The following is a 24,471-nucleotide window of genomic DNA, read 5'->3' as shown; positions in this document are numbered from 1 at the left end:
TAAAATAATAAAGATAATTATAATAAAGTAGTTTTAGGGGAATTTAGCTTCCTCTAGAAGTAAAATGAAACAAAACTAAAGGGTGTCTCAGGTGTTGGTATAACTAGGTTTTGAGCTGTTTCATTTTTTTGAAAAGGTGAACGGGTTTGGCTGAAATTGATACGTTTTGTTTCATATTTGAAATGGGGCTCAAACACTAATATAACAAGGTTTAAGGAGCTAATTGAAAGTTTTTAAATACTAAAATGAAACAAAATTAGGTCTTTTGATATGTACGCCTTTGGCAAAAAATGCTTTTTTGTTTCAAAATAATGAAACATTCCACTTTTATAGTAAAAAAATGAAACAAAGTTGTTTATCAAAAAAACACAGTTTAACCCTTGATATTAATGAGTTTATGCTGTTTCATTTCAATTCCAATGTGTACAGTATTGGCAACCGAAATAATAGAGAAAATTTTTAAAAATATTTTTAAAATTGATGATACCAATGTTTATATAAATTTTTGAAACAGAAGGTGTACGGGTTTGGCACTAAAAATGAAACAAGATTAGAATACGTATAAATTTTTGCAATAAATATACTAATATTTTGTATTTATATGTTTCAAAATAGAATTTTAAGTATTCTTGTTTCATTTTTTGCATATAAAGTGTACGGGTTTGGCTGAGTTGTTTCATTTTGTCGAATCATGCTATTTTAATAAATAAGTTTAAACGAATAATGGAGGTGCTAAGTTGATGAAAAGAAATAATACCAATAGCTCACTTCAAAAGTTAGCAGATTTTATTAGCGCTAAAGCTGATAGTGATATTATAACTCGGCCGGCTCTTGAGAGGGTTATACAGCAGCACCAAATTGAAATAATAGAGTTACTGTCACCGATTGTTGAAATTTCAGATACAGAGAGTATTGAGTCAGCATTAATGGCGTCTGTTTGGGAACTTTTATATGAAAAGGATTATATTTTTACTAATATGAATGCGGATTTTCAATTAATCCGTGACGTAGTTACCAGTCCCAAAAATTTTAACAAGCATAATGATGAGAAAAATAAGTCAGAGCTTATTGATTCACGGGGGGTTCTTCGTGGCGTTGCTGAAGTTCGATTAGATACCGATAATGAAAGTCCTTTATGGATACAACTAGTCGAACAAACTTTATCGTCTCTAGATGAATTCACTGCAGATCTGTTCGATTTAATATCATATCTATGGGTTGTTTCTCCCAAAAATAGTGATGGATATATTGTATTTGAGAGTGATTATGCTTTACGTTTACGGTTTGCTGATCCTCTGGCTGAAGATTTTAAAATACGAGAACGTGAACGCTTTAGTATTATGCGTCGTGTTGCAGCATTATCAAGTATTTGGATATCCATGAGAGACGATAACATAACTGTAATTAATTACGATACATTATTAGATGAGGACCGTAAAAATTATGATTTCCAGTCGCTTACTCAAATGTTCCATATAACATCTTTACAGATGGCATATGACCGAACAACTGGTGAAGCTAAAGGGATTTATTCATTACAAATTCGTCCTACTCCTGTAATTCAACGTTACTTAAATAATGCAAAACAAACATTTGGCCCTCTAGACATGAAAGTATTCAAATTTCATCATATTACGCAAAGGGAACATAAACGATTAACGCGTTTTTTAAATTACCAATGGAAAATACGAACTATACAACGGTCAGTAGCTCGCCCATTTAAAGTAGAGACTTTAGTAAATGTAATGAAATTTGCCGCACGGACACGCTTAAATACGCGTATGGAAGTGCTCAGAACTGTTTTAAATGATCTTGTCGAGACAGGGGTTATTAAAGACTGGTATTATGGCGAGGACTTCGATGAATCGAAGTTATTAAAGCGTGGAGGAAGTAAGATTTGGATGGAACAAAACGTCTTTATAACACCACCTGACACACTAACCGCGCTTAACAAAGAGAAAATTTTATTAGAGAATGTTAAAGAATCTTTTGCATCAAAAAAAGTTGAGGTTGTAAATACGGAGCAATTAAGTCTTCTTTTAGAACAAGGAAAAGAAAAGTTATCAGTTGCAAGCAGTAAGTCCAATGTGGAATCAATAACAACTGAAAAAAAACTGTCACTCATAAACGAATACATGCAAAATAATGGTTTTACATTACGGATGGTCAGCAATGAAACGGATGTATCCACATCCACATTAATGCGTTATTTAAATGGCAGTGTCAAAAATATGAAACAGCCTACTATAGATGCACTTTATAGTTGGTATGAAACGAAAATAAGTAATGGAAGTAACTATAATAAAGATTGATAATTAATTTTATAATAGTACACCTCGTAAAAATTTCGAGGTGTTTTTTATTTGAATCCATATCAAAACTAAAAAGGACAAAAAATATTCTTATATGCATAAGGTGAAATTTTAGTGAAAATATTTTTAAGTTTTATTTGTGAAGCTTTGAAATAAAGTTTGAGCAAAACACCTCATAAATTAAAACCCGATAGAGTTCTGAGAGTTCAGCAAAAAAGTTGACTAGGCTTTGTTCAAATAAACGTAATAATCCATCATTTCTTTGTATGAAACATTCCTTATATTAGCAGTAGGGAATTGCTTCATGAAAAAGTCGATTTCGGAATCGTGCTCAGTGCTTGCGAGTAGAAATACCATATTCTCTTTTTGTATCATATCTGAAACAATTAATTTCGATAAATATACGTTTTCACTGTATGCTTTGTCAGCAAATCCGTCTTTTATGTATAAATTTGAAATGAAAAGTGTACCGTTTTTTAAAGCCTCTAAGTCATCACCATCTTTGTAAAAAAAATGTGCGGCAGAGGTATAGCCTTTCCAGTTATCGATATGTAAAGTAGGAGAGCTCTCGTTAACTAAACCTTCCACTTGCATCATCGTAATTAATGGCTCAATTAACCGGTTTGGCTTTAATTTATAATCGCTTTCAGTGATGTTGATAATTAGTATACCAGGCTCTTTCGGAAGCTTCATAGGCTCTATAGGCGCTTTTTTGATGCCAAGTAATTTTAATACTCTACTCATGGTGTGCCGTCCTCCTAATTTAATGGCTTATTGTTTTGTTTTGCTAGTTGCAACTGTTGGGCAAAGCGGCTAATCTGGTTCTGATCAGACCAATCGCCTTGAAACTTTGTAAAGTGGAATGTAAAGTTAGTTTCGCTGTCAAAATAAACGATGGGGTGAAAAACGTTTGTTTTATCGCGAAATATACTTTCAGGAAGAGCAGAAGTATGTTTAAACAAATCCAATACATCCATTGTTATACCTGTTGCTTTATAATCTTCATCATTAAATGAAGAAAGTGATTTATACATAAACACATGACCTCAATTTATTTTAAGTATTTTACGGAGTAATTTTTCTATATTCCCAATCGCCATCCAATTCCTCAATGCCAGCTTCAATAAATTCTTCGTCAGATGGGATACTTTCGGTTGGCTCAATTTCGCCAACACTAAGTAAATATTCACGAATTTCCATGAACGTATCTTTCTTATAGCTAAGCGCGTCAATAATTTCGCCACTTTCTATATGAAGATATTTAGGATTGTACATAGTATCGGTCCTTTCTTTACGGCATAAATTAAATTTCCTTTGTATTTAAAGTTTTAAAGACATTGTATACTTTCATAATACTTTCTTTAGTATTTGCATATGGACCAAAAAATTCATTATTTATTTTTAAAATAAATTGATCAGATGTTTTAATAACAGCAATTTTACCGTTGTCAATTGTATTAATATCCATGATAAGCCTCCATTAATTGTTACTGGATTTATTTTTTATAATTATTTCTAACATGGCCCGCAATGTTGCAACTTCATCCTTTTCTAATAGGACGCCTTTATAAGTTATGGGAACCGATTGTCCAATAAAATGAAATAATTCGTTCGGGTCTTCTCTCACGCTATTTGTTGGTTCTGAAAGTGCAATAAGGTTCGAAACTTCGATGTTTAATTGGTCCGCGATCAGGCGCAAGTTTTTAGTAGAGGGAGTGTTTATACCGCGTTCCCATTTTGATACCATCGTTTTTGAAAAACCGCCAATTAATTGACCAAACCCCTCTAAGGTTAGACCTGCATTTAATCGTGATTCACGAAGAAAACGACCTAGCGGTGTACTATCATGATATTTGTATTGTTCCATATGTCACCTCTGTAAGTTTCTTTCTGTAAACTTTACAATGTGTAACGATCATAAACTATGTTATTTTGAATTACAACCACTAACTACATACCGTTTTGAATTTACAGCTAGTCATTAACTATAATTGTGATATAATATACGTATTAACTTTTTTTATTTTATTATTGCAAACTTTCGGGACACCACATTTACGTATCCTATAGAAATGTTTAGCAGACTTTGAACTTATGCAGCCTTTGGGTTGATTTACGATATGGAACAATTATGTCCATTTCTAGTAAATTAATCGATTGGCTGCTTTTTTTTGCGTTCAAAAATAAGTTATACAACCAACCAATCAACCAAATTTATTCAAGAAAGAAGGACATTAGTATGAACAAGAACACATTAGAAGGCCGCATGAAATTTAAAAAAGAGGAAGCGATTCAACTACTTAAGCAAGAAGCTCGTTATATCGAATTTAACGAAGATTTTGGCTTTATGTATGAGTTGAAAAAACAAGTTTACGGTAAATTAAACCGAATTGTAATTGGACTAAAGAAAGGTGATCTTAAAATTCACGCAATGGATGAAATTAATTAATTTTTCCAGTCCAATTAAAATTTAATATGAGTATTTGAAAGCCCGTTTTTATAGCATGTTTGCTATGAAATTGGGCTTTTATTGATTTATAGGAGTTAATTATGGATAGAGCAAACAAAAATATTTGCATGAGCAAATACATTAAATCGGTTGAGGCATCATTACACGACACACATTTACTTGAAACTGTAATGAATGACACCGTCCCCACTATCATTGAACGAAATTCAGAGGGCTATTTACGCGAACTATTATCAATGCACGATAAATTATCAAGCATTTACTAATCAGCGGCACAACATTTAGGAGGAAAATAACTATGCTATTTGATATGTCACAGTATACAAAAATTTTAACAGAGGGAACGCCACTAACAATCGTAACAACTTCAGCTGTAAAACAGGTTACCCCGGCAGCAGACGTTAAGGAAGACAAACCTAAGCGTACTCGCCGTAAAACGAAAGCAATTACAACTGAACCAACTGTAAAAGAAGTAAAGGCCACTGAAATTACAGTAGAAAAAGTTAGTGAACTAATAGAGCCGGAGCCAGCCAACCCGTTAGATGTGCGTGTTGAGAAGCAAAAAAATCGTCAAGTTTCCTATGATGTGGGAACAAAGGTAGGCGGATCGGCTAAAGATTATCACGCTAAATTAAAGGAGCTGGAGAAAGCCTTTTTAGAAAATCCGACTGCTCAACAGTTAGACAAACTTGCAGAACATGATGAATCAACTGCGAATGAGCTTGCTAACCGTAAAGTCGTATTCTCATGGTTTTCAATGCAAGCAGCTTATGATCGTGGTGTTGAAGTTTCAGCAGCATACGGTATGTCTCTACTTATTCGACGCTTACCGATTAATGTGAAAAAACTGAACCCAGCTTTAATGAATCGTGAACGCTATATGAAGGTTATGGAGTTTATTTCTGCAGAGTTAAAAACGGTTGTCACAATACAACAGCTACGCCATGTTATAAAACGTTTAGCCGTACTTGGGGCAAATCTGCATACGTTAGAGTATTACGAAAAGAGCATTGATTTTAAAACGAACCGTATTGACGTTTTATTGGAGAAATACAAAGAAGATCCAGAGTTTTACGAAGGCTTAATTTCTCGTATAAAAGCAGAAATTGAACTGGCTAAAGGATACGTTCAAATGTATGAATTAAACGATCAAACAGGAGTACGTCACCTTGATACGTTCACCAAATTTATAGTTGAACCTAAAAAGGTTACGAAATTCATTGATACCGCGAAAACGAAATATTCTACTTGGGAACACTATTTTAAAGAGAATACAAAGGTATCTGATGGTGAAGAGGAAGAAGAAAAACCGAAAAATGTTCGTAAGCCGGTATGGGAAAGAAAGTTGCCAATAAATCCAGTACGTAAAGGCGGTCCACTTGTACCTGAATTTAGAAAGCCGGAAGATTATTTATTACATTTCAATTTCCGCGCAGTAGAAATGGGTATTTGGATGAAAGATGAGGATGCATTAGCTCACTTGATTAGTAGCGGTGCTGCTTATACGGACCTGGCATACATTTTAGGAATTGATAAGCAACATATTTCTCTAGGTAATAAATTAGCAATGGCATTTGGTGCTCGTGGGAAAAGTAAAGCTGCTGCACATTTTGAACGTGGCTTCAATGTAATTAACTTTACAAAGACGCGCGGATGGATGGGGACAGCTGCACACGAATTTTTCCATGCATACGATTACTATTTATCACAAAAATTAGGGATAAATACTGCCGAGCTTTTAACTGAAATGGTAGACAAATCTGTTTTACCGTTAGAAGTTCAGTTTGCTGTAGAGGAATTATTAAATGTTTTCCGAGAAGGTTCTTGTACGACTCATTTTACAATTAATCCTACGAATCAATATCGTATTTCGAAAGTTTCTCGCAAAGTATTTGAGGAAGTCGATGGCGATATGCAGGCGTTTGTTGATTACTTCTTATCTGATTTTGATGAAAAAGTAAGCAACTCACTTTACAGCTATTATAGCGATTCTGTAAAAGAGAAATTAAAGGCGAAATACGCACGCAAGCGTACTAAATTATTAAGAGAAAAATGTGAAATTGCAGCGATTCTACACCTTGATAAAACAGGGGAGCAAGTTTACAGTGTACCTTACACAATTCACCAAACTCGTTATTATACAAATGCTGAAATTTTAGATCGTGGTAAAAAAACAAACCGCTACTGGTCTTCGGACGTTGAATTAGCGGCACGAGCTTTTGAAGCATACATTAAAACGAAAATGAATGAAAAAGGTATTGTAAGCGACTATTTAGTTTGTGGCTTAGATGCTGAAGCTTACCCAACTGGTGAGGAATTAGAGCGCATTAATCAAGCAATGGAAAAATTCCTAGAAGTTACGCTCCCTTATTTACGTGAAGAACCTGTTACTACTAAATAATGGACCCATTAAAACTAGAAAAAGGGAGTTATAAAAAATGAAATTTGAAGTATTAATTTCGGTAGAAAAAGTAATCAGTAAGTCTATTGAAGCGAGTACCGAAGAAGAAGCCATTGAAAAAGCCACTCATTTATTAATGACTGGTAAAGAGGATTTTGCAACTATACTAGATATAAGTGTCACTGAGGGTAACATAAGCTAAAGAAGGAATATGATATATCAATATAAGAACTGCAGCAAATACTAAAAAAGTATTTGCTGCTTTTTATTTGATATTGAAAATGAATCGAACTGACATTTTTTATGCTTTATTTTAGAGTCAATCAATGCTATATTAGTATTATTCTATTTTGTTTATTTTATTATGCTCACACAACTTTTTATACGTTATTGCGTAATTTGTTGAATGTGAAGCGACTTTGAACTTGTTACGACCTTTGGGTTGATTGATTTGAAAACGCGGGATTATTCTGTCCTTTTTCGTTTTCCAACAATTTATCCTGGGTCGTTTTTTTATGGGCAAATTAGGATTGTATCTTGAAATTTTAGGAGGGTTTACGTAATGTGATTTATTCTAATCGTTTTCGTTTAGAGCAAGGTTTTTATCATTACAAAAAAATAAGTATTAGTAATCGCACACCATTTAACGCTGCGGTACATACAAGAGGCTATTCGAACAGTTATTAAGAGCACATTTATCTCTTATAACGATTGTCGGGTAGTCTTTTTTTATTTCAACTAATTAGGAGGAAGTCAAAATGACAACTAAAGACAAGGAAATTATTTTAGCAGATTTACAGGATTCAAACGAAACACCAGCAATGTTACAGGTGCTTTCAGACAATACGTACCAACAAGCATTTGTATTCGCTTTAGCAGTAGAGCCTAACCCAAGTAAACGTGCATATGATTCAGATAAAATATTATTAGCAATCATTGCAGGCGCGGATTCAGCTTTACAGTCAATTAAAGGGAGTATTGATGTTGGTTCACAAGGTCTACGTTTTGGTCTAGCTGAAAAAACAGAGAAACAATTTGTGTTAAACAAAAAATTGCTATCACTTGGAGGCGAAAAAGGGAAGTACAGTCGTTTAAATATGCCGATTGTCAACTTACCTAATGCAATGGGGATTGTGCATGAGGAAGTGTCTACAAGCTCGAAATACGTGCTTTCAATGGACGACAACCCAGCTGATGCCATTGCAGACTTTATGGGTACTGCGTACAACTTACAAATTCTTAATGAATGGAAAGACATTCTATTCAATAAATTAGTTGAACTAGATTACGTAAAACAAGTCGATATGTATGTTGATCCGATTGCTTGTCCAAGTTTACGTCTATATAGCGTAAGTATGGATGAAGATCAAGCAGACGCATTCATGTCCGATATGTTGAAGTCGAAAGTAATTCAATTCCCATACGAAGGCGACGGCAGCCGTTTAAACGAGATCAATGAATTAGGGGATTACATGCTAGAATTTTCAGAGCCAATGGCCGAGAAGATTACACAGCAGGTTAAACCGCTTCATAATCCAGCGACAGACGAATATTTACCGGTGTTTGATACATTCGACCGTAAATTATTCCCTGTACAAGCTCATGCTAGTACAGCTATCGCAAAATTACTGTCAAACCCAAAAGATTCCTCAGTTGTGCTACAAGGTGAGATGTCCACAGGCAAAAGTACCATGATGGTTGCTTCGGCTCATGGTTATGCAACATTAAAAGGTCTAGAAGGTTACTTCTCAGCTTTAATTTGCCCACCGTCACTAACAGTGAAATGGCCTAAAGAAATTAAAATGGTTATCCCTAATGCAGAAGTTCATGTTATTAAACGTACAGAGGAATTTATTAAATATCACACTGAATGGCAGCGTGCAGGTCGTCCAAAACCGACTAAGCCGACATTCTTCATCTTCTCGTTTACTACGCTTCGTAACGATTCGGCTAATCAATCAATTGTTGACTACCGTTTTACTCGTACGAAACAGCAAGTGAAAGATGGTGCGAAACCATATCGTGATGGATACCATTGCCCTGATTGCGGTAAGCCACACCAAGTAATTTTATCAACAACATTTAAATTAGATGGCGATAAAGAGGTTGAAGAGCATACTACGCGTAACATGGAGGAAAAAGAGTTTGGTACTTCACGTCGCTTAGGGAAAAGTACTTCAAATCCACCAAATGGCTTCTGTTATTATTGTGGTGCTTCATTATGGTCTAAAAAAGTTAAAAGACGTTATGACAATTATGCTGATTATGCGAAGCGGTACCTTAATCCGTTAACTTCTGCTATTGCTAAAAACGATCAAGCCGAAATCATGGCATTACGTTCGAACCAACCAGAGTATCCAGCGAGTACATCTATGCCTCGTCGTGTTGCTGCTGCTGAATATATTCGTCGTAAATGTAAAGGTTTCTTTGAAGTATCAATAGCGGATGAGGTCCACGAATTAAAGGGAGGCGCAACTGCACAAGGCCAAGCACTCCACAGTGTTGTCAAAGCATCTAAAAAAATGATTGCCGGAACTGGTACTTTATTTGGAGGGAAATCTAGCGACGTTTTTTATCTTATTTTTCGACTATTCGAGAAAGAAATGATAAAAAATGGGTTTGACTTCCGTGAAATTACTCCCTTCATGGAGCAATTCGGTAATTTAGAGGAAATTAATTTTGTCCCTGATGGTGAAGGGCAAGAGTATACAAATAAAGCTTCACGCGGTGGTGCGAAAACTCACAGAAAGAAAGAGATTCCTGGTTATACACCAAGAATTTATCCAACATTCTTCTTGAAAAACGTTGTAAACGTTCGATTAAAGGATGTTTGGCCAAATCCTGTTGAGCTTGTTGACACGCCGACAATCTTCTGTGAAATGACACCCGAACAAAAATCAGCTTACGAAAGTATGATTTCTCAGTTTGAGAGTGAAATTGACGGACGTGAAGATGGTTTTAAATTATATACGCAAATGATTGACTATGGTATTTCATATGTAGATAACCCAAGTAAATTCCCAAGTGCGTATTACAACAATAAAGAGGAACAACGACGTGAGCTCATTTGGGAGGCGGAACATTTAGATGATGATGTTACGTATCCAAAAGAGCAGAAATTACAAGAAATTGTAACCAACGAAGTGAACGAAGGTCGTCCATGTATCGTATATGTTACCGATACTGGCAGCAGCGTAAAAGAGCGTGACATTAGACCGCGCCTTAAAAAGAAATTAGAGGACATTGGTGCAAAAGTTTGTATTCTAGATTCAACAACTACCGCTACAAACCGTCGTTCAGAATGGTTAGAGAAGAAAATTGTTGAGGAAGGCTATGATGTATGCATAGTGAGTCAAGAATTGGTTAAAGTTGGTTTAGACTTACTTTGTACGCCAACTCTTATTTATTACCAGTTTTCTTGGTCTTTATACACCCTTCAACAAAGTTCTAGACGTGCTTGGCGAATTGGCCAGACAGAGGAATGCCGACTATATTATTTGGCTTATGCTGATTCGTACCAACAGTACATGGCTACGTTAATTGCGAAGAAGGCAAAAGCGTCAAATTCAGTAAATGGCGGCGATGTTAGTGGTGATGGACTTTCTGCAATGTTAGGCGATGAAGAAGACTTGCAAACAATGTTATTGAAATCTATTAAAGAAGGTAAAAAATTAGACGGTCTGGCTGAGGACTGGATTGCGGATGCATCTGAAAGATCGAAAGAACTTTTAGCAAACATCGGTCAACCAAAACTTATCGAACGTCGTCTTAAAAACATTCAAGCTGCTGAAGTAGAAAACGTTACACTTGAAGTAGAGGAAGAAAAAGCGATTGAATTAGACGTAGATTACGGCGATTCTCGTGAAGATTTAGATAATGAAGCTGCGATGGATATTGCGGATGCATTTGCTGTTTCTGATCAAGTATCACAAGTAACTACGGATGTTGCAGTTGAAATTAAAACCAACATCATCACTTTAGGCGAAGTAAAAGCAAAAGCTGAAGTGAAAGCTAAAAAGTCAAAAGCGAAGAAAAAATTAAGCGACGATCAATTAACATTTGATTTATTCGCTTTATAAGAGTCACTTGAACACGTTTACCCCTTAATTGCGGGTGAGCGTGTTTTTATATAAATATTTGCATAAAAGCAGACGGAGGAAATTAAAATGTCATTTTTCTTAGGAATTATTTTCACAGTTACAGTTATCGGTACTATCTTTGCAGTAAAACGATTTGCATTAGCACAGCCAGCAGCAAAAAAAGCTGAAGACTTTCCGATTGTTATGAATCGCTCATTAATGCCATCTAATCGAGGGACGTTAGAAATCGTTGATACAACGAATTTGCCGGCATATTCAAAAGAAGATGTTAGCTCGGTATTCCCTAAAATCGTTTCAAATGCACACATGAAGCATGTTGAAAATGTTGAGGTATTTATAGAAGATGATCGTAATAATAATCAGTCAGAACAATCCTTAGAATCAATTTTTGCTATGTACGGTCAAAATAATGTACCTGGTACAACTACTTATGAAGAAACTTCAGTAGTAGAGCCGGTAGTAGTGCAACAGCAGGTAATTACTCAAGAAAAGCAACCACAACAATATGAAGAAGTTCCACTTGATGAAACGACAGAAGCATTTGTTAACTTCTTATCAGAAGGGCTTCAAAAGGTTGAACCAGCTCCAGTAATGGAAATGCATGAACCAATGAACACTTATTATGATCAAATAGCTGCGACCTATGTTGATGAAGAAGAAATTCAAAACGATGGTGACTATGTTTTTGGAAATGAGCAAACTCATTTACCAGTTGCAGAGGAACAGATTCAACAACCAATGGAAGTAACGGCAGAAGAAGTACAGCAAATAGAACCTTCAAATTTAGAAACAGGTGAAATGACTGTAAATACTAATGTAAAGCCATTGGAAAACAAATTAAACATTTTTGGTGATGAAGAGGAAGAACAAAATAATGAGGAAGAAATTATTTTTGCAGATAATCCTGTATTATCGACTGAAACAATTTCTGCTGCCCCAGTTGTAGCACCTTTTATTATTTCTTCAATCCCTAATGCTACTAAAAAAAAGAAGGAAGTTTTACCAGCAATGACTAAAGAGGAAAAGTTTTTAAACGATGTAACACACCAATTATTAAATGTAAGCCCAGTTGAAAAAGAGCTGATTAATAATTCGGTCGAGGACAATTCGGAAGAAGTCGAGCCAGTCGTGTTATCGCTAGACGATTTATACGACCCAAACAATCTTGATGCTCGTTTTATGCGAATCGCTGAATACTTTGCTGATGTATGTGAAAACACATTATCAGAAGGTACTCATGGTTTTAAGACGTTTGTGGTTCAGGTTGTAGGAACTGAAAGCGAATGTATTCATGTAACAGATGGTACAGGTCGAATTTGGTTTGATGTTGAAGCCTTCCAAGAAAAAGAGTTCCAACGTGGCGACATTTTATTAATTGAATCTAACTTTGGCGAAGTTGTAACATGCAGTAGATTATCTAATATCGAACTAGAGGATATGGAGCAGTATGAAATTACTGGGGATGAAACATATTCACTAGCTTTATAAAATTAAGGTGGTCTATATTACTAAAAAAATTGAGGGGACCGAAAGATTTTTTCGGTCACTTCTTAAAGTATAGGTTTAATTGCTTGTTTCAAAAGTAATGTATATACCCTATACTTTAAGAAGTTCATAAGCAAATAAAATCATATAAAAATGTGACGATAGGCACAGAAATTAATATATTCATTTTGACCAAATAACCTATTTAACAGGTAAAAAGATGAAAAATGCGCAAAAAGAGGACGCGACTTTCTCGAAAAGTCGCCATTATACAGCTTCATAGCGGTTTTTTTGCTATTTATGACTTCTGAAAAATTCTTAATTCCTTTTGTACTAAATGTTTTTTAAAATTGAGTTTAGAGCAATATTTTGATACGTATAGGAAAAAAGAAATGGATTGATATATTAATTCAACTAATTTTTAAAATTGAGGGGGAGAAAAAATGTCTATTCAGCCTTTAACTGAACAGCGACCACATGCTACTTCACGAAATAATAGCAGCAAGAGTAATCAAAAATCGATTAATACAAAAAGAAACTTAATTAATTCGGTTCACGATACAATCAAGAACTCAGGTACATTTACGTCACTTACAAAAGCCTCTATATCAACGGACAGAGGAATATTTAGTACAGACGAGAAGGGGAAACTGACAATTATCGATAATAAAGTTAGTTATAAATTCAACAATAACAATAAAAGCTCACACTCGTTGTTATTAGAAGAAATTGGGAACTTTTCAAAAGATTTTGCAGGGGATTTACATACGTTGTTATATCGCAAGTTTATAAATTTCATGTACTATCTGCATAACGAATTAAACAAGCGCGGAAGTAAAGCAAAGTTACGAATGACAATGGATCCTACATATATTATTAATCAAGGGTTTGATGAATCATCAATAGAAGTTAATATTAAAATTAACCCTGAAAATTTAAAAAAGAAGCTATCTCCAAAAGAAATGACGTTATTAGGTATTAAAGAAATGGATAAGTATATTGATATAATTATGCCGCTATTCCATTTCCTAGACACAATCAGTAAGAAAAAGGCCCAATTCATGATTATTAAGGAGAAGGAAAAGGGTGTTTTTCATTATGAGTGGACGTTTAATTTAAATTTATGGCAGTTCGATAAAGCGTATACTACACAAAATATTCCAAGTAGTGGTGATAAAAAGTACGATGAACAGTACAGTAACGTCATGAAACAGTGGAGCCGTAAAATTGGTAACGTCCACCGAAATGAAACGGGAAATCAACGTGACCAAATATTATATTCGATTGATCCAAATGATTTGTACCTAATGGAATCAGAGAATGAATTTACATCTAACCGTGATAACTTACCGTTTGACTGGGGGCAAGTTGATTTAGAAACGTTATTAGCCTATGACAAACCTAAAGGGGGTAAATAAATGAAGCTTCCATTAGTGCTAGCCAGTGCTTTATTTCCCTTAGGAGATCCGTCCAAAAATGGCGGCGTTGATGAAAATGGTGACTTCATAACAAATGGCTCAGATTTATCTTCAACATTAGATAAGTTGAAATCTGAATCGAGCTTTTTAACCGTCGATGTGTGGGACGTCGGGTTAAAAATCATTACTATTTTCTTTATTTTAGGTGTGCTTTTAATGATTATGTCCATCATTTTTAAAAATGGACAATGGCAAAAGTGGGCCCAGGGTACAATGCTAGTTTCTTTTGCTGCGATGATATTTATTCGAGGTATACCAATTGTAATATTATCCTTTAAAAGTAAAATGGATGTACACGAAGCATTTGACGGTTTATTAATTGTATTAGAGCAAGTAACCATATTCATGGGTATAACGGGATTATTCTTAGGCTTACTGTTCCGACTAGCATATAAACTCATTGAGCATCCAGAATATCATCGTTGGTCGAAAAACGTAATCGGAATATCAGCTGCAATGATGTTCTTTTCAATCTTTGGACCAATGATATTCAAGGTTTTTTAAAAGAAAACACTTTAATTTTCGCCTTATAGTGCTATAATTATCAATATATTGACGAAAATTATATTTAAATGTAGGGAATACCCCGACATTCAATACAGATTAAGCCTTATTTACATGGTATGTAGGGCTAGTTTTGTATTGAATTGTCGGGGTTTTTTTTATCTTTTTTGGAGGGCAAACGGAGTAAAAATGAGGAAAATATTATTAGTCGCTAGTGAGAGTAGTGAGTTAATTTTTTGGCGACGGGTACTCGAAATATCAACTGATAGTTCGATTGAAGCTAAATTAATTACAGCCATAAATGATGTGAATTCATTAATGTATGAAGACTATAAGTTTGCAATTGTTATTAGTAATCAAGAAGAAGCGATTGTTATTAATGATTTAATGAATGAGCTACGTGATCATGCAATTTCAATTATTGTGAACAAGGAATACGCCATGAGATTTAGTAACTTGCAAACGTTGTTAAAACGCGGTATTCGCGGGGTTATTGATGAAAACTTATCAATAATGACTATTAGTAAGTTACTTGAAATTGTTGAATTAGGGGGGATTCAAATTGACCCCAAAACTTTTGCTATCCAACCTTAGTGTAAAGTTATAGTAATTAATATTTAATATAAATACTTTACAACAGGATTGTTTTTGTTTTACAATGTTAGCAATCTACGTTGTAAATCAAACAGGAGAGGCACAATGAAACTGTTAGCATTTGCAGATATTCGAACGACAGAGGAATTACCTGACGTTGAATGTGATTTAATCGTTTTGTTAGGTTTTATACCTAGTAAAAAAGTGAGTGAAATAGAAAGAAAGTATTGCGATGTACCAATCGTTGGCTTGCTTAGTCAAAAGTGTTCCCGCTCTTTGTATGAGGATACTCGAATTGTAGACCTTCATGGGAGTGTTGCTTCAATAAATGGCATACGATTCGCCGGCTTTGCTGGAGTACCATTACCTACAAATGAAGATGCTGCAGCGGGCTATTATACTGAAGATGAAGTGAACGCATTTATTGATAGGATGGCCGTCAGTAATGTAGACGTACTCCTTTCTTATAGCAACCTTGCTTATGGCGGAATGAAATTGCCAAATGCTGAAGATGGTTATAGAGCATACAATCGTATTGTGATGGAGAATATTACAACGAAAATTATACATGGTCGCTTACACTCAGATTTTAAACGTAGATTAGGAAACGTCGATATTTATTCGGTCTATCCGTATAAACTTATACAAATATAATTCATAATCAAAATCGTTTAATTGGAAGGGTGTTTATAAATGAAAAGTAATGAAAAAGTAGATTTGGCTCCAGGATCAGTAATTACAACTTGTGCAGGTTGCGGCATTGAAATGGTAACATTTGAAGAAATGGCTGGGGCAGCACCATTTTGTAGTGAACGATGTGAGGAAAATCATTCATTATTTAAATTAGATAATGTTGACCTGTAAGTTTGTGATATGTAGAACCACACTATACGGAGCTTAGTCTTATGGCTAAGTTCCTTTTAGTTTTTTTAGAAAGGATTTTTTCAAATGCCAGATGTTTTATATAACTCGATAATAATAGCGGAAAAACCCAGCCAAGCCAGCAGTTATAAAAGTGCGTTTAAAAACACAGGAACACACCAAATAGGTGATTATCGCTATTACAGTGTTGCTCCATGTGAGGTGTTCCCTAAAGGCGCATTAATTTTTAGTGCTGTCGGGCATCTACTAACACTTGCTGAACCTCATACATATCAAGGGTTGGACCATTTAGCGCAGTGGGACATAAAAGATATTCCAATGCCTGTCCCATTGCCATATAAATACGTACCGGTTAAGAAAACCGAAAACGTGTTAAAGGCGATCGCTAGTGTTACAAGAGCAGCGATAAAACGCTTTGGAATCAGTAATATGACTTTTATTGGGGCTGCGGATATAGACAATGAAGGTAGTGCAATACACAACTTAATATTTCGACATATCCTTACAGAGCAAGAAATGAAACAAGCAAAATTTAAACGACTCTTCATAAACTCAATGGAAGCAAAAGCTGTTTATCGTGGATTTTGTAACCTTGAAAATAACGAAAAGGATTTAAGAATGGCAGAGAGTGGTTTTACGAGAGCATCTGCCGACTGGAGCATGGGGTTAAATATGACAAGGCTTCTAACGATCCGGAGTAAACAGGTCATAGATGAAGTCGTCCATAAAATGAACAATAAAATACCGTTCGTGAATGAAAGACTCAATAAATTACCGAGGAAAATAGAAGTACGGAATAGACCGAATGATAAAAAGGAAATCTCCACATTGTTCAATTCGGACAATATTTATACTGGGGAGCCGGTTACGGTGACAGCTGATGATGTGTTTTCAAGTGGAGCTGCGCGGATGGGCCGGGTTGTTACGAATATATGTCACTTCATTTATGAGCGGGAAAATGAAATCGATAACTTTGTAGAACAAAATTTTTATGAAGCGCATGCGGATTTTAAAGCAGCCAAAGGATCCTATCGCGGAAAAGTAGAGGGCTTCAAAACATTTGAATTGAATGAACTTCAGCAAAAGTTGGCGATGCATTCATTAGTAGACGGTCAATCGTATGCTGCCAGTGTCACCGCTTTGAATACTGACCGAAAAAAGTCATCGTCTCCAGCTTTACACTCGCTAACTACATTACAGGCGTATGCCAATAAGAAATGGAAAGTATCTGCAAAACAAGTTTTATCAGCAGCGCAAAGTTTATATGAAAAGCATAAGCTCACTACTTATCCTCGTACCGAGTGTCAGTACCTAACAAATCTTGAATACGACTATTTAAAAGGGAATTTAAATGAGTATAAAGCCGCGCTTGGGTGGACAAATATTGCTACACCTCAACTAGAGGCTCGAAAGCGATATATAAATCCTAGTGCAGTTGAAGAGCATCATGGTTTAACGCTTACTCGTACCATTCCAACACAACAAAAATTAGCTGAACTTTCTCCGCTTGAATTGAAAATCTACTTGGAAGTTGCTCGTACTACAATTGGTATGTTCTGCGAAGATTATGAGTATGATCAGACCGAAGTTATTACGACAATTAATAATTTAGATTTCCGTTCAGTTGGGAAGGCCGAAGTAAATAAAGGCTTCAAAGTATTGTGGGAAGGTGAGGAAGTTACAGCTGCAGCTAAGAAAAAAGCCAAGAACACGGACGAGTCTGAAGAAGATGCTAATCAATCATTACCGATTTTAAAATTAAATGAATCTGTAAATGGTACTGTTCGCGTAAATAACGGCTCAACGAAGCCACCAAGCCGCTATTCAGAGGCAACGCTATTAAAGGCAATGGAAACGGCAGGGCGCTTTGTTGAGGATGCAGAAGACAGCGAAATCTTAAAGGAAGTAGATGGAATTGGGACACCCGCAACTAGGGCAGATGCTATTGAATCTTTAAAGGCTGCTAATTATGTAGATGTCGAAAAAAACAAACTCATACCAACAGCTAAACTAATGATCATATGCAAATTGACGGAGGAAACAGTTATGGCTAACCCGATTCAATCTGCGAAATGGCAGAGGTATCTAAAGTTAATCAAAGACGGTGTACCGGGCAAAACATATATGAATTTCATGGAAGCTAATCAGGAATCCGTAAAAGGCTTTAAAGCGAAAGTGCTTTTTTTCTCTGAACATCCAGACGTTCAAAAATATATTGCTGTGCAAATTCTCCGTATTCAAAAGGCTAATGCCAACTATGTATGCCCGGTTTGCAAGTCGGGCCAAGTGAAGCTAATCGAAAAGAAAGATAAATCATCAAGCTTTTATGCATGTAGCCATTTCTTTGATAACGATAATAAGTGCAAGTTCATTATGAACAGTAGCTTTGGAGGACACAAATTCACTAAAGCACAAGTTCAGAAATTATTAACTAAAGGCGAGACAGGTGTTATTAAAACATTGAAATCGTCTAAGGACCCGAAGAAACCATATGCTGCGAATATTAAACTTAATCTTTCTAGTATGAAGTTTGAATTAGAATTTGCAACGCCTGCAGCACCGAAAACAAAGAAGTGAGGTTACGCTAAACTATGATCTATTTATCAACGTTCAAAATCATTGTATTGATAGTTGCGTTAGTTGGTATGGCGACAGTTGCCATGAATTACGCTATGACGAAACGTGAAAACAAAATTATCCATGTTGTTACGTCATATATGCTTGTGCCAGCGTGTTTAATGAATGTAGTGGTTTTAACAGTTATGCTATTTTGTCCGTTATTAACAGATGGCTACGCATTACTCACTGTTTTATTTAGCGCATGTATTACGTTAATGATAATACTGGTATCCGTGATTTTTGTTACAACAATTATAGAAACTGTGTTTGCTATAGCAAGCAGTAACAGCAAACAAAAAGTTGAAAATAAAGGAGAAGTTTATTAATGGTAATGGGATTCTTTAGAAATAAGAAGGATAATGAAGAAAAGCCGGTAAGACAAAATGTAATTGCAACAGAGCCTTTTGTTGAACAAGAGGACTCTCCGCCAGTGGGGAATCCAACAGACTTGAGCTTACCCGAAAAGAAAATTCCAATGACTCGACCTGTACAGTCGAGTAAACAAAAACGTACACTTTCAGATACAGTAACTTTTAATGATGAAAAAACGAAAAGAGAACCAGCTTCTCCAATTCATTCTCAAAGTAAAACGGTACAATCAACAGTTCCAGCAAAATCAGAGGGAAGTGTTTTAACTGAGCAGCAACAGGATGTATTGGAAAATGCTCGTAAAGTCTTCCTAAACAGTCATGTAACTGAAAGTAAGCCTGATTTAGAACGCAATATCGCTGAGGATGCATTAGAAGAAGATAATCCGAAAATTCCTGATGTCGTGCAAGTTAATCAAAATTATATTGATAAAGAAGAAGAATTTTATCGTCCAAAAAGAGAGGAAAAGAACTTACCTGAACATGTTGAAGTGGAAGAGATAGTTGTACCAACGGAACCTGAAAGACCTGTAGTAGTTAAAGCGATGGCAGATGATGCCGCGCTGGAACGAAATCTTGAAATCTTTGAAAAAGACATTGTGTTTGAAGAAGACTCAGCAGCGCCAATCAGAATGATTGAGCTAGAGGAAGATATAGAGGAAAGTGAATTAGAGGCTATTCGACGAGCAGAGGAAGAAGAAAATCGTGAGCTTGCTCGATTAAAACTTAGTGAACAATCGATGAAGAGTGAAGGGCACCATACTTCGGTAACAATTGTTTATTCTAAAGAAAGCCGAGTAAATGAAAGAACCTACTATTTCCCAATAGCACATAATGATTTCATAGATAGTTATGCACTAGAAGTTGAAACGATTGGCCACTTTACAGCAAAGGATATTTACGGCAATCTTATTACAATTAATCCTTCTAAGTTGCATACGATCGAAATTAAAAATAGTCAAAATAGTCTACTCGACTAATGTAAATATCTGTCCTATAACTATATTTAGTGACATTAATATCAATTTTATCTAATACAAAGGATAATTCATCTGTTTGTTTGTATGGGAACACACGTTGTTATAAAATCTAATGTGTAGCGGACTTGTATTTCCCCCCCGGGACTATGTATGTCCGCGAAATTTTCTTCTTTGCCACCTTGCTACTGTCTTAGCGGGTGGTTTTTTATTTACTATTTACATAGTCTGCAATAATCTACTATAATAAAAGCATATTTATTTTCTTACTTTATTAATGATAGCACTAGCTTTTTCGCTTTTCGCTAATCGACTTTGAACTTTTCTTAGCCTTTGGGTTAAAACTTTTGACGGAATCTTTCTGTCCAAAATTTTAATTCAACGGCTATTTTTTTCGTTTGAATCGGTATTTTAAATAATAAAGAGGATAAATTTAAATTTTTAGAGGCATTTCAATTAACTAGCATAAACTTGTTCCCAACTTACTTGAACAAGTAGCTATGTTTATTTGAAGTGCCTTTTTTTATGGAAAATCTAAATTAAATTATTCGGAGGAAACTAATCATGAACAACCAACCAAAAGAAGTATTAATGAACACCGAGGACATCCCAAAAACAATTACTAAAACGGTACTGCGTGCTTTCTGTATTAAAAACGACAGCTCAAGTAATTTAGACGAAAAGACTTTATATTACATGGAGCCGCATAACAAAACGCACTACTTTGTTAGTAAATTCCCATCTGCTAAAACTTCTCATATGGGAGTATATAGCGCGGATCGTTTTAAAGTGGTACGTGAAGAAGTCGTTGAAGTAGACAATCCAGCTTACAAAAAAGCACTAAGCGCACTAGCTGAATTAGAAGCTAAAGAAAATGAGCAGTCAAATGAAATTGATAATGAACCTGTATTGGATAATTCATTAGCAATTTTTTCAGAGCCAGCTCTAGCAAATGAGGTCGAAATAGCAACTTTTGATACAGGAATTAATGAGCTTATTAGCAATGTAGCCGAAAATCCTGTTTTAGAGCCTTCACAGCCCCAAGAAGAAACTTTACCTTCTACTAATGCAGTTATTGTTGAAAAAGCGGTAGAAGAAGAGGAAACCCCTTTAAAAACTGTTAAAGAATTACCGTTTGCACAACATTACAATGTACAAGGTGATGATGAAGAACCACCGTTTACAGATACTCATAGAAATCTGGAACATGAGGTACTTTATGAGGCGAAAGTAGTCTACCGTCGTCCTTCGTATGCGATGTTTGTTGAGCTTGGGACCACACTTTACATTAAGCGTCCTAATACCAATTACGCGTATTATCATAAAAATATGTGTCATGTGTATACAGATGCGCAAGGAGAAGTTCATAAAGGGGCATTACCGCTAAATTACTTTGACGATTTTAAAATAGTTGAAAATGTTGAAGAAATTCAAAACAGTAATAATGCTGCTGAAACGACTGCTACTGTCGAAGCAACTGCTGAAATGAGAAATGATGAAGTTGTTTCGAAATTAGAGCAGTCACTACCTGTCCTGGAGGAAGTCGTAGAATCCGCTAAAACTGTCGATGAAGCTACACCAACTGTTGTTAGTGAATCTATCGAGACGATTACTGCAGAAGAAGATTTCGTTCAAGAGGTAGAACAAATTCAAGAGCCCATTCTTACTGAGGAAGCGGCACAAGAGGAAACTACAAACAATTCTAGTAGCGTAATCAATTTATTTGATATGCCACTGGATGAAATAACAAGTAAAAAGCGCAAAAAAAATCCACCAAAGGAAGATCCGGCCGACCAATTAGATTTGTTTGCAGGTGTATTCTTTTGATAATTGATTTGCCGCGCACATTTAACAAGGAGTATCCAACTGCAACTATGACAGCAGTAGGATACTTTCTTTTTATAAACTAAAAACATTTTGGAGGAATTGAGCATGATTAAAGTAACAAAAGAGAAATGGAATCGTATTCCCGCTGATTATAAAGGTAAATGGGAAAGATGGATCAAAGAAGATGGCTGGCAGCCTAATCTACCTAAAGAGTATATCGGGAAAAGAACGGTTGCATCGGGTTGTGTAAGTGATGAAATCGGCTCGTTATTAACGGAGGACATTCATTTTGTAATTGTTGATTAATTTAAAAAATTAAAAGAAATGATTGAATGAAAAAATAACTAAGAGGTGTATATATAATGGCTATTAATGTTGTTGAAATGTTGGAAATATCGCGTGTAATGCAAGAAATTAAAGGCAGTAAAATAGAAAAGTGGGTTTCGGAAGAAACTCACGAAGATATTGTTGTTATTGATGAAAATGGTAATCGATATGAAGTGAAATACATTTCAGCGAATCCTAAATAGTAGGACCATCATATAACCAAACTGTCAGAAGGAAAATAGAAAGAAAGTATAGGAGTTAGCCTATTTAACCGCAAGTGCTTACAGTGCATGCGCGGTAAGTAGGCTTTTTCTATTACTTTAAGGAAGGATTGTAGAAAATGTACGATTTTTATTGCCCGAAATGTAAAAAGTATTGTGATTTCAAGGAGGAAATTGAACTGTTAGAATGCGGCTTCGGTGGTGAGTTTCAAGAAACCCATTTCCCCTGCAACACAGCAGTTATAGTAATACCGAAATACGGCACTAAGAAATTTACAGAGGGAGCAGTCGAATAGTAATGAACTTAACAGAAGAATGGATTTTAGAACAATTACAAGTAGAGGTTGAATTAAACAGCTATTTACAAAAGCAACAAGGCATACAAGTCATGCAAGTACTAAATTATAATGAAGAAATATATCGTGACGAGGAACGCAGCCCCGAGGACTATAGCGTATATAGGAATTGTGATGTACGTGTCCGTTTATTTCGGGCTACTGATTCAAATAATGTAACGTTTGAAACAATGGATCTTAATTTCTATAAATGTATTTCTGCTGGGGATGGAGCAGCCTTGTACGGAAATGAAGTGCTTTATCAAGAATTAGTGCATTTTAATAAGCGCTTATTCGATAACACAAGCTTTTTTGAACTGCAATCAAAGCAAAAGTTCAATAGCGACAATGTACAGGTATCTCCAAAAGCAACCGTCGTTACATTTTCTTCGAAAGATATGGATAATGCGCTTATTCAAATGTATACAAGAGGGAGACAACCCATTTCTGGAAAATCGCTTGAAAAGCAACTGTACGAAAATGTTTTTCACCCTTTACTTGAAAAGTTTGTAGCCGCGCAACCTGATGAACTAGAGCATATTCATTCTAAAATGGAAGACAGTCAATATTATGTGAAACATTTCAGAAACGAATATATTCGAAATATCCATAAGTGCTTACCTACTTTCAAATTATATATTCAGAACTGTTTTGGACTAAACCAGTATGATTATTTCTTTTCAGCACTTTATTGTCTTGAAATTGATAATTATAGCGGTAAGTACAGAATGCTGTACGATAGAAACATCATGACTATAGAGGAAGGTATTGAACAGATCAGCAATACAATAAAGTACAATAACGGTCATGCAATACAACAATTTTTAAAAGCGACTAATGATTAGCAACGTTGAATATCCTTTCGATTACTGTAAAAAGTAACGGAGGGGTATTTTTTTTGCTTACTAAAAACGGTGGCGGTTAAATTACCACTCACAGTTAATAATATAACTGGCGCGGGATTGTTGTTCATCAACTTTTTAGTCCCTTTTTTAGGGAAAATAATGTTGTTTAAAAAGTTAATTGAGTTAAAACGATTAATCTGTTCCTTTTTCGGGGAAATTGAAGTATAATAAGTATGAATGAATTGTCCAAAACATAATAAATATTCATTCGAATTAAAATTAATTAGGAGTGATTACATGAATAGTCAAAACAGGGATACGAGAGACCCTAAAATAATCGTATCTAATAATTTAAAGGAGTTTATTGAATACACTGGTCGATCATACTCTTGGTTTATCAAAAAGACTGAAATACCAAAAACAACATTTTACAAAGTTTTAAATGGTGAAGGTGATATTGATAAGCACATACAAAAAATTTTAGACCTCTTTGGTATAGATGATCCATTTTACTTCCACAAAACAGATTTTAAATTACCGCAACGTGAGAAAAAAGTCGATATAACTAAAATGGCTGCAGCTAACTATGTTTTCGAAAAAGGTGAAGAGAAAGAGTTCCAAAAAACATTAAATATGCTAAATGATTTTATAAACATAATTGATATTTTAAAGAAAAATAATCTAGATCATGTAAATAAGGAAATTTATAAGTAATTAAAATAATAA

At 35.1% G+C, this 24,471-nt stretch carries 25 protein-coding genes; 20 read left to right on the top strand and 5 right to left on the bottom strand.

Annotation, left to right across the window (positions count from 1 at the left end; all coding sequences use genetic code 11):
* The first annotated feature begins 740 nt into the window (after positions 1 to 740).
* Positions 741 to 2,312, top strand: a complete 1,572-nt coding sequence (locus tag ACQKN3_RS15060) for a helix-turn-helix domain-containing protein (RefSeq protein ID WP_427712883.1) — start codon at positions 741 to 743, stop codon at positions 2,310 to 2,312.
* 222 nt (positions 2,313 to 2,534) lie between these two features.
* Here ACQKN3_RS15060 and ACQKN3_RS15055 read toward each other — a convergent pair whose 3' ends face one another.
* Genes ACQKN3_RS15055 through ACQKN3_RS15035 form a run of 5 tightly spaced genes read right to left on the bottom strand, consistent with a single transcriptional unit; the run spans position 2,535 to position 4,179 of the window.
* Positions 2,535 to 3,056, bottom strand: a complete 522-nt coding sequence (locus ACQKN3_RS15055) for a hypothetical protein (RefSeq protein ID WP_427712880.1) — start codon at positions 3,054 to 3,056, stop codon at positions 2,535 to 2,537.
* Between the two features lie 14 nt (positions 3,057 to 3,070).
* Positions 3,071 to 3,346, bottom strand: a complete 276-nt coding sequence (locus ACQKN3_RS15050) for a hypothetical protein (protein WP_427712877.1) — start codon at positions 3,344 to 3,346, stop codon at positions 3,071 to 3,073.
* A gap of 31 nt (positions 3,347 to 3,377) precedes the next feature.
* The gene (locus tag ACQKN3_RS15045) at positions 3,378 to 3,587 is read right to left on the bottom strand and encodes a hypothetical protein (RefSeq protein WP_427712875.1); all 210 of its coding nucleotides are present in this window, start codon (positions 3,585 to 3,587) and stop codon (positions 3,378 to 3,380) included.
* A 28-nt stretch (positions 3,588 to 3,615) separates the two neighbouring features.
* Entirely contained in the window at positions 3,616 to 3,780 is a 165-nt protein-coding gene (locus ACQKN3_RS15040) for a hypothetical protein (RefSeq protein ID WP_427712872.1), read from the bottom strand.
* 12 nt (positions 3,781 to 3,792) lie between these two features.
* Entirely contained in the window at positions 3,793 to 4,179 is a 387-nt protein-coding gene (locus ACQKN3_RS15035; RefSeq protein ID WP_427712870.1) for a helix-turn-helix domain-containing protein, read from the bottom strand.
* A gap of 372 nt (positions 4,180 to 4,551) precedes the next feature.
* On the opposite strand from ACQKN3_RS15035, the gene ACQKN3_RS15030 reads away from it, so the two are divergent.
* From ACQKN3_RS15030 to ACQKN3_RS14940, 19 genes are all read left to right on the top strand, one after another.
* Entirely contained in the window at positions 4,552 to 4,761 is a 210-nt protein-coding gene (locus ACQKN3_RS15030) for a hypothetical protein (RefSeq protein WP_427712868.1), read from the top strand.
* A gap of 101 nt (positions 4,762 to 4,862) precedes the next feature.
* Complete coding sequence (locus ACQKN3_RS15025) at positions 4,863 to 5,048, top strand: hypothetical protein (protein WP_427712865.1); 186 nt, start codon at positions 4,863 to 4,865, stop codon at positions 5,046 to 5,048.
* Positions 5,049 to 5,080: 32 nt separating this feature from the next.
* A complete protein-coding gene (locus ACQKN3_RS15020; protein WP_427712863.1) occupies positions 5,081 to 7,183 on the top strand; it encodes an LPD1 domain-containing protein in 2,103 nt (700 codons plus the stop codon).
* Positions 7,184 to 7,220: 37 nt separating this feature from the next.
* Positions 7,221 to 7,385, top strand: coding sequence for a hypothetical protein (locus tag ACQKN3_RS15015; protein ID WP_427712861.1), 165 nt, complete (start codon positions 7,221 to 7,223; stop codon positions 7,383 to 7,385).
* A gap of 556 nt (positions 7,386 to 7,941) precedes the next feature.
* Positions 7,942 to 11,262, top strand: coding sequence for a helicase-related protein (locus tag ACQKN3_RS15010; protein ID WP_427712859.1), 3,321 nt, complete (start codon positions 7,942 to 7,944; stop codon positions 11,260 to 11,262).
* A gap of 87 nt (positions 11,263 to 11,349) precedes the next feature.
* Positions 11,350 to 12,771 (top strand): hypothetical protein, encoded by a 1,422-nt coding sequence (locus tag ACQKN3_RS15005; protein WP_427712857.1) that lies wholly within the window; start codon positions 11,350 to 11,352, stop codon positions 12,769 to 12,771.
* Between the two features lie 440 nt (positions 12,772 to 13,211).
* Positions 13,212 to 14,186: a hypothetical protein gene (locus ACQKN3_RS15000; protein ID WP_427712855.1), complete on the top strand. Its 975-nt coding sequence runs from the start codon at positions 13,212 to 13,214 to the stop codon at positions 14,184 to 14,186.
* On the top strand, positions 14,187 to 14,750 hold the full coding sequence (locus ACQKN3_RS14995; protein WP_427712852.1) for a hypothetical protein: 564 nt from the start codon (positions 14,187 to 14,189) through the stop codon (positions 14,748 to 14,750).
* A gap of 189 nt (positions 14,751 to 14,939) precedes the next feature.
* Positions 14,940 to 15,344, top strand: a complete 405-nt coding sequence (locus tag ACQKN3_RS14990; protein ID WP_427712851.1) for a hypothetical protein — start codon at positions 14,940 to 14,942, stop codon at positions 15,342 to 15,344.
* Positions 15,345 to 15,449: 105 nt separating this feature from the next.
* Complete coding sequence (locus ACQKN3_RS14985; RefSeq protein WP_427712849.1) at positions 15,450 to 15,998, top strand: metallophosphoesterase family protein; 549 nt, start codon at positions 15,450 to 15,452, stop codon at positions 15,996 to 15,998.
* A 39-nt stretch (positions 15,999 to 16,037) separates the two neighbouring features.
* Entirely contained in the window at positions 16,038 to 16,208 is a 171-nt protein-coding gene (locus tag ACQKN3_RS14980) for a hypothetical protein (protein WP_427712847.1), read from the top strand.
* A gap of 84 nt (positions 16,209 to 16,292) precedes the next feature.
* Positions 16,293 to 18,803: a DNA topoisomerase gene (locus ACQKN3_RS14975; protein ID WP_427712845.1), complete on the top strand. Its 2,511-nt coding sequence runs from the start codon at positions 16,293 to 16,295 to the stop codon at positions 18,801 to 18,803.
* Positions 18,804 to 18,817: 14 nt separating this feature from the next.
* A complete protein-coding gene (locus ACQKN3_RS14970; protein ID WP_427712842.1) occupies positions 18,818 to 19,171 on the top strand; it encodes a hypothetical protein in 354 nt (117 codons plus the stop codon).
* Positions 19,171 to 20,193: a hypothetical protein gene (locus ACQKN3_RS14965; protein ID WP_427712839.1), complete on the top strand. Its 1,023-nt coding sequence runs from the start codon at positions 19,171 to 19,173 to the stop codon at positions 20,191 to 20,193. Before ACQKN3_RS14970 ends, ACQKN3_RS14965 begins: the two co-directional genes overlap by 1 nt.
* Positions 20,194 to 20,754: 561 nt before the next feature.
* Positions 20,755 to 22,017: a hypothetical protein gene (locus ACQKN3_RS14960; protein WP_427712838.1), complete on the top strand. Its 1,263-nt coding sequence runs from the start codon at positions 20,755 to 20,757 to the stop codon at positions 22,015 to 22,017.
* A 105-nt stretch (positions 22,018 to 22,122) separates the two neighbouring features.
* Positions 22,123 to 22,323, top strand: coding sequence for a hypothetical protein (locus ACQKN3_RS14955; RefSeq protein ID WP_427712836.1), 201 nt, complete (start codon positions 22,123 to 22,125; stop codon positions 22,321 to 22,323).
* 56 nt (positions 22,324 to 22,379) lie between these two features.
* Positions 22,380 to 22,547 (top strand): hypothetical protein, encoded by a 168-nt coding sequence (locus ACQKN3_RS14950; protein ID WP_427712834.1) that lies wholly within the window; start codon positions 22,380 to 22,382, stop codon positions 22,545 to 22,547.
* A gap of 316 nt (positions 22,548 to 22,863) precedes the next feature.
* Positions 22,864 to 23,745: a hypothetical protein gene (locus ACQKN3_RS14945; RefSeq protein ID WP_427712832.1), complete on the top strand. Its 882-nt coding sequence runs from the start codon at positions 22,864 to 22,866 to the stop codon at positions 23,743 to 23,745.
* Between the two features lie 297 nt (positions 23,746 to 24,042).
* Positions 24,043 to 24,459, top strand: a complete 417-nt coding sequence (locus tag ACQKN3_RS14940; protein ID WP_427712829.1) for a hypothetical protein — start codon at positions 24,043 to 24,045, stop codon at positions 24,457 to 24,459.
* The last annotated feature ends 12 nt before the right edge of the window (positions 24,460 to 24,471 follow it).

Origin of the sequence: Solibacillus sp. NPDC093137 (genome assembly GCF_050280445.1) — a bacterium.
GTDB lineage: Bacteria > Bacillota > Bacilli > Bacillales_A > Planococcaceae > Solibacillus > Solibacillus isronensis_B.
The sequence above is the reverse complement of the archived record's forward strand: the minus strand, read 5'-3'. Positions and strand labels throughout refer to the sequence as shown.

What these genes read in the sequence shown, in the direction of transcription:
- ACQKN3_RS14995 (WP_427712852.1), top strand. Translation starts at nt 14,187, where the DNA reads ATGAAGCTTCCATTAGTGCTAGCCAGTGCTTTATTTCCCTTAGGAGAT.
- ACQKN3_RS15040 (WP_427712872.1), bottom strand. Translation starts at nt 3,780, where the DNA reads ATGGATATTAATACAATTGACAACGGTAAAATTGCTGTTATTAAAACA.
- ACQKN3_RS14970 (WP_427712842.1), top strand. Translation starts at nt 18,818, where the DNA reads ATGATCTATTTATCAACGTTCAAAATCATTGTATTGATAGTTGCGTTA.
- ACQKN3_RS15030 (WP_427712868.1), top strand. Translation starts at nt 4,552, where the DNA reads ATGAACAAGAACACATTAGAAGGCCGCATGAAATTTAAAAAAGAGGAA.
- ACQKN3_RS14940 (WP_427712829.1), top strand. Translation starts at nt 24,043, where the DNA reads ATGAATAGTCAAAACAGGGATACGAGAGACCCTAAAATAATCGTATCT.
- ACQKN3_RS15055 (WP_427712880.1), bottom strand. Translation starts at nt 3,056, where the DNA reads ATGAGTAGAGTATTAAAATTACTTGGCATCAAAAAAGCGCCTATAGAG.
- ACQKN3_RS15000 (WP_427712855.1), top strand. Translation starts at nt 13,212, where the DNA reads ATGTCTATTCAGCCTTTAACTGAACAGCGACCACATGCTACTTCACGA.
- ACQKN3_RS14975 (WP_427712845.1), top strand. Translation starts at nt 16,293, where the DNA reads ATGCCAGATGTTTTATATAACTCGATAATAATAGCGGAAAAACCCAGC.
- ACQKN3_RS15005 (WP_427712857.1), top strand. Translation starts at nt 11,350, where the DNA reads ATGTCATTTTTCTTAGGAATTATTTTCACAGTTACAGTTATCGGTACT.
- ACQKN3_RS15025 (WP_427712865.1), top strand. Translation starts at nt 4,863, where the DNA reads ATGGATAGAGCAAACAAAAATATTTGCATGAGCAAATACATTAAATCG.
- ACQKN3_RS14950 (WP_427712834.1), top strand. Translation starts at nt 22,380, where the DNA reads ATGGCTATTAATGTTGTTGAAATGTTGGAAATATCGCGTGTAATGCAA.
- ACQKN3_RS14960 (WP_427712838.1), top strand. Translation starts at nt 20,755, where the DNA reads ATGAACAACCAACCAAAAGAAGTATTAATGAACACCGAGGACATCCCA.
- ACQKN3_RS15045 (WP_427712875.1), bottom strand. Translation starts at nt 3,587, where the DNA reads ATGTACAATCCTAAATATCTTCATATAGAAAGTGGCGAAATTATTGAC.
- ACQKN3_RS14990 (WP_427712851.1), top strand. Translation starts at nt 14,940, where the DNA reads ATGAGGAAAATATTATTAGTCGCTAGTGAGAGTAGTGAGTTAATTTTT.
- ACQKN3_RS15050 (WP_427712877.1), bottom strand. Translation starts at nt 3,346, where the DNA reads ATGTATAAATCACTTTCTTCATTTAATGATGAAGATTATAAAGCAACA.
- ACQKN3_RS14965 (WP_427712839.1), top strand. Translation starts at nt 19,171, where the DNA reads ATGGTAATGGGATTCTTTAGAAATAAGAAGGATAATGAAGAAAAGCCG.
- ACQKN3_RS15010 (WP_427712859.1), top strand. Translation starts at nt 7,942, where the DNA reads ATGACAACTAAAGACAAGGAAATTATTTTAGCAGATTTACAGGATTCA.
- ACQKN3_RS14985 (WP_427712849.1), top strand. Translation starts at nt 15,450, where the DNA reads ATGAAACTGTTAGCATTTGCAGATATTCGAACGACAGAGGAATTACCT.
- ACQKN3_RS15035 (WP_427712870.1), bottom strand. Translation starts at nt 4,179, where the DNA reads ATGGAACAATACAAATATCATGATAGTACACCGCTAGGTCGTTTTCTT.
- ACQKN3_RS14945 (WP_427712832.1), top strand. Translation starts at nt 22,864, where the DNA reads ATGAACTTAACAGAAGAATGGATTTTAGAACAATTACAAGTAGAGGTT.
- ACQKN3_RS15060 (WP_427712883.1), top strand. Translation starts at nt 741, where the DNA reads ATGAAAAGAAATAATACCAATAGCTCACTTCAAAAGTTAGCAGATTTT.
- ACQKN3_RS14980 (WP_427712847.1), top strand. Translation starts at nt 16,038, where the DNA reads ATGAAAAGTAATGAAAAAGTAGATTTGGCTCCAGGATCAGTAATTACA.
- ACQKN3_RS15020 (WP_427712863.1), top strand. Translation starts at nt 5,081, where the DNA reads ATGCTATTTGATATGTCACAGTATACAAAAATTTTAACAGAGGGAACG.
- ACQKN3_RS15015 (WP_427712861.1), top strand. Translation starts at nt 7,221, where the DNA reads ATGAAATTTGAAGTATTAATTTCGGTAGAAAAAGTAATCAGTAAGTCT.
- ACQKN3_RS14955 (WP_427712836.1), top strand. Translation starts at nt 22,123, where the DNA reads ATGATTAAAGTAACAAAAGAGAAATGGAATCGTATTCCCGCTGATTAT.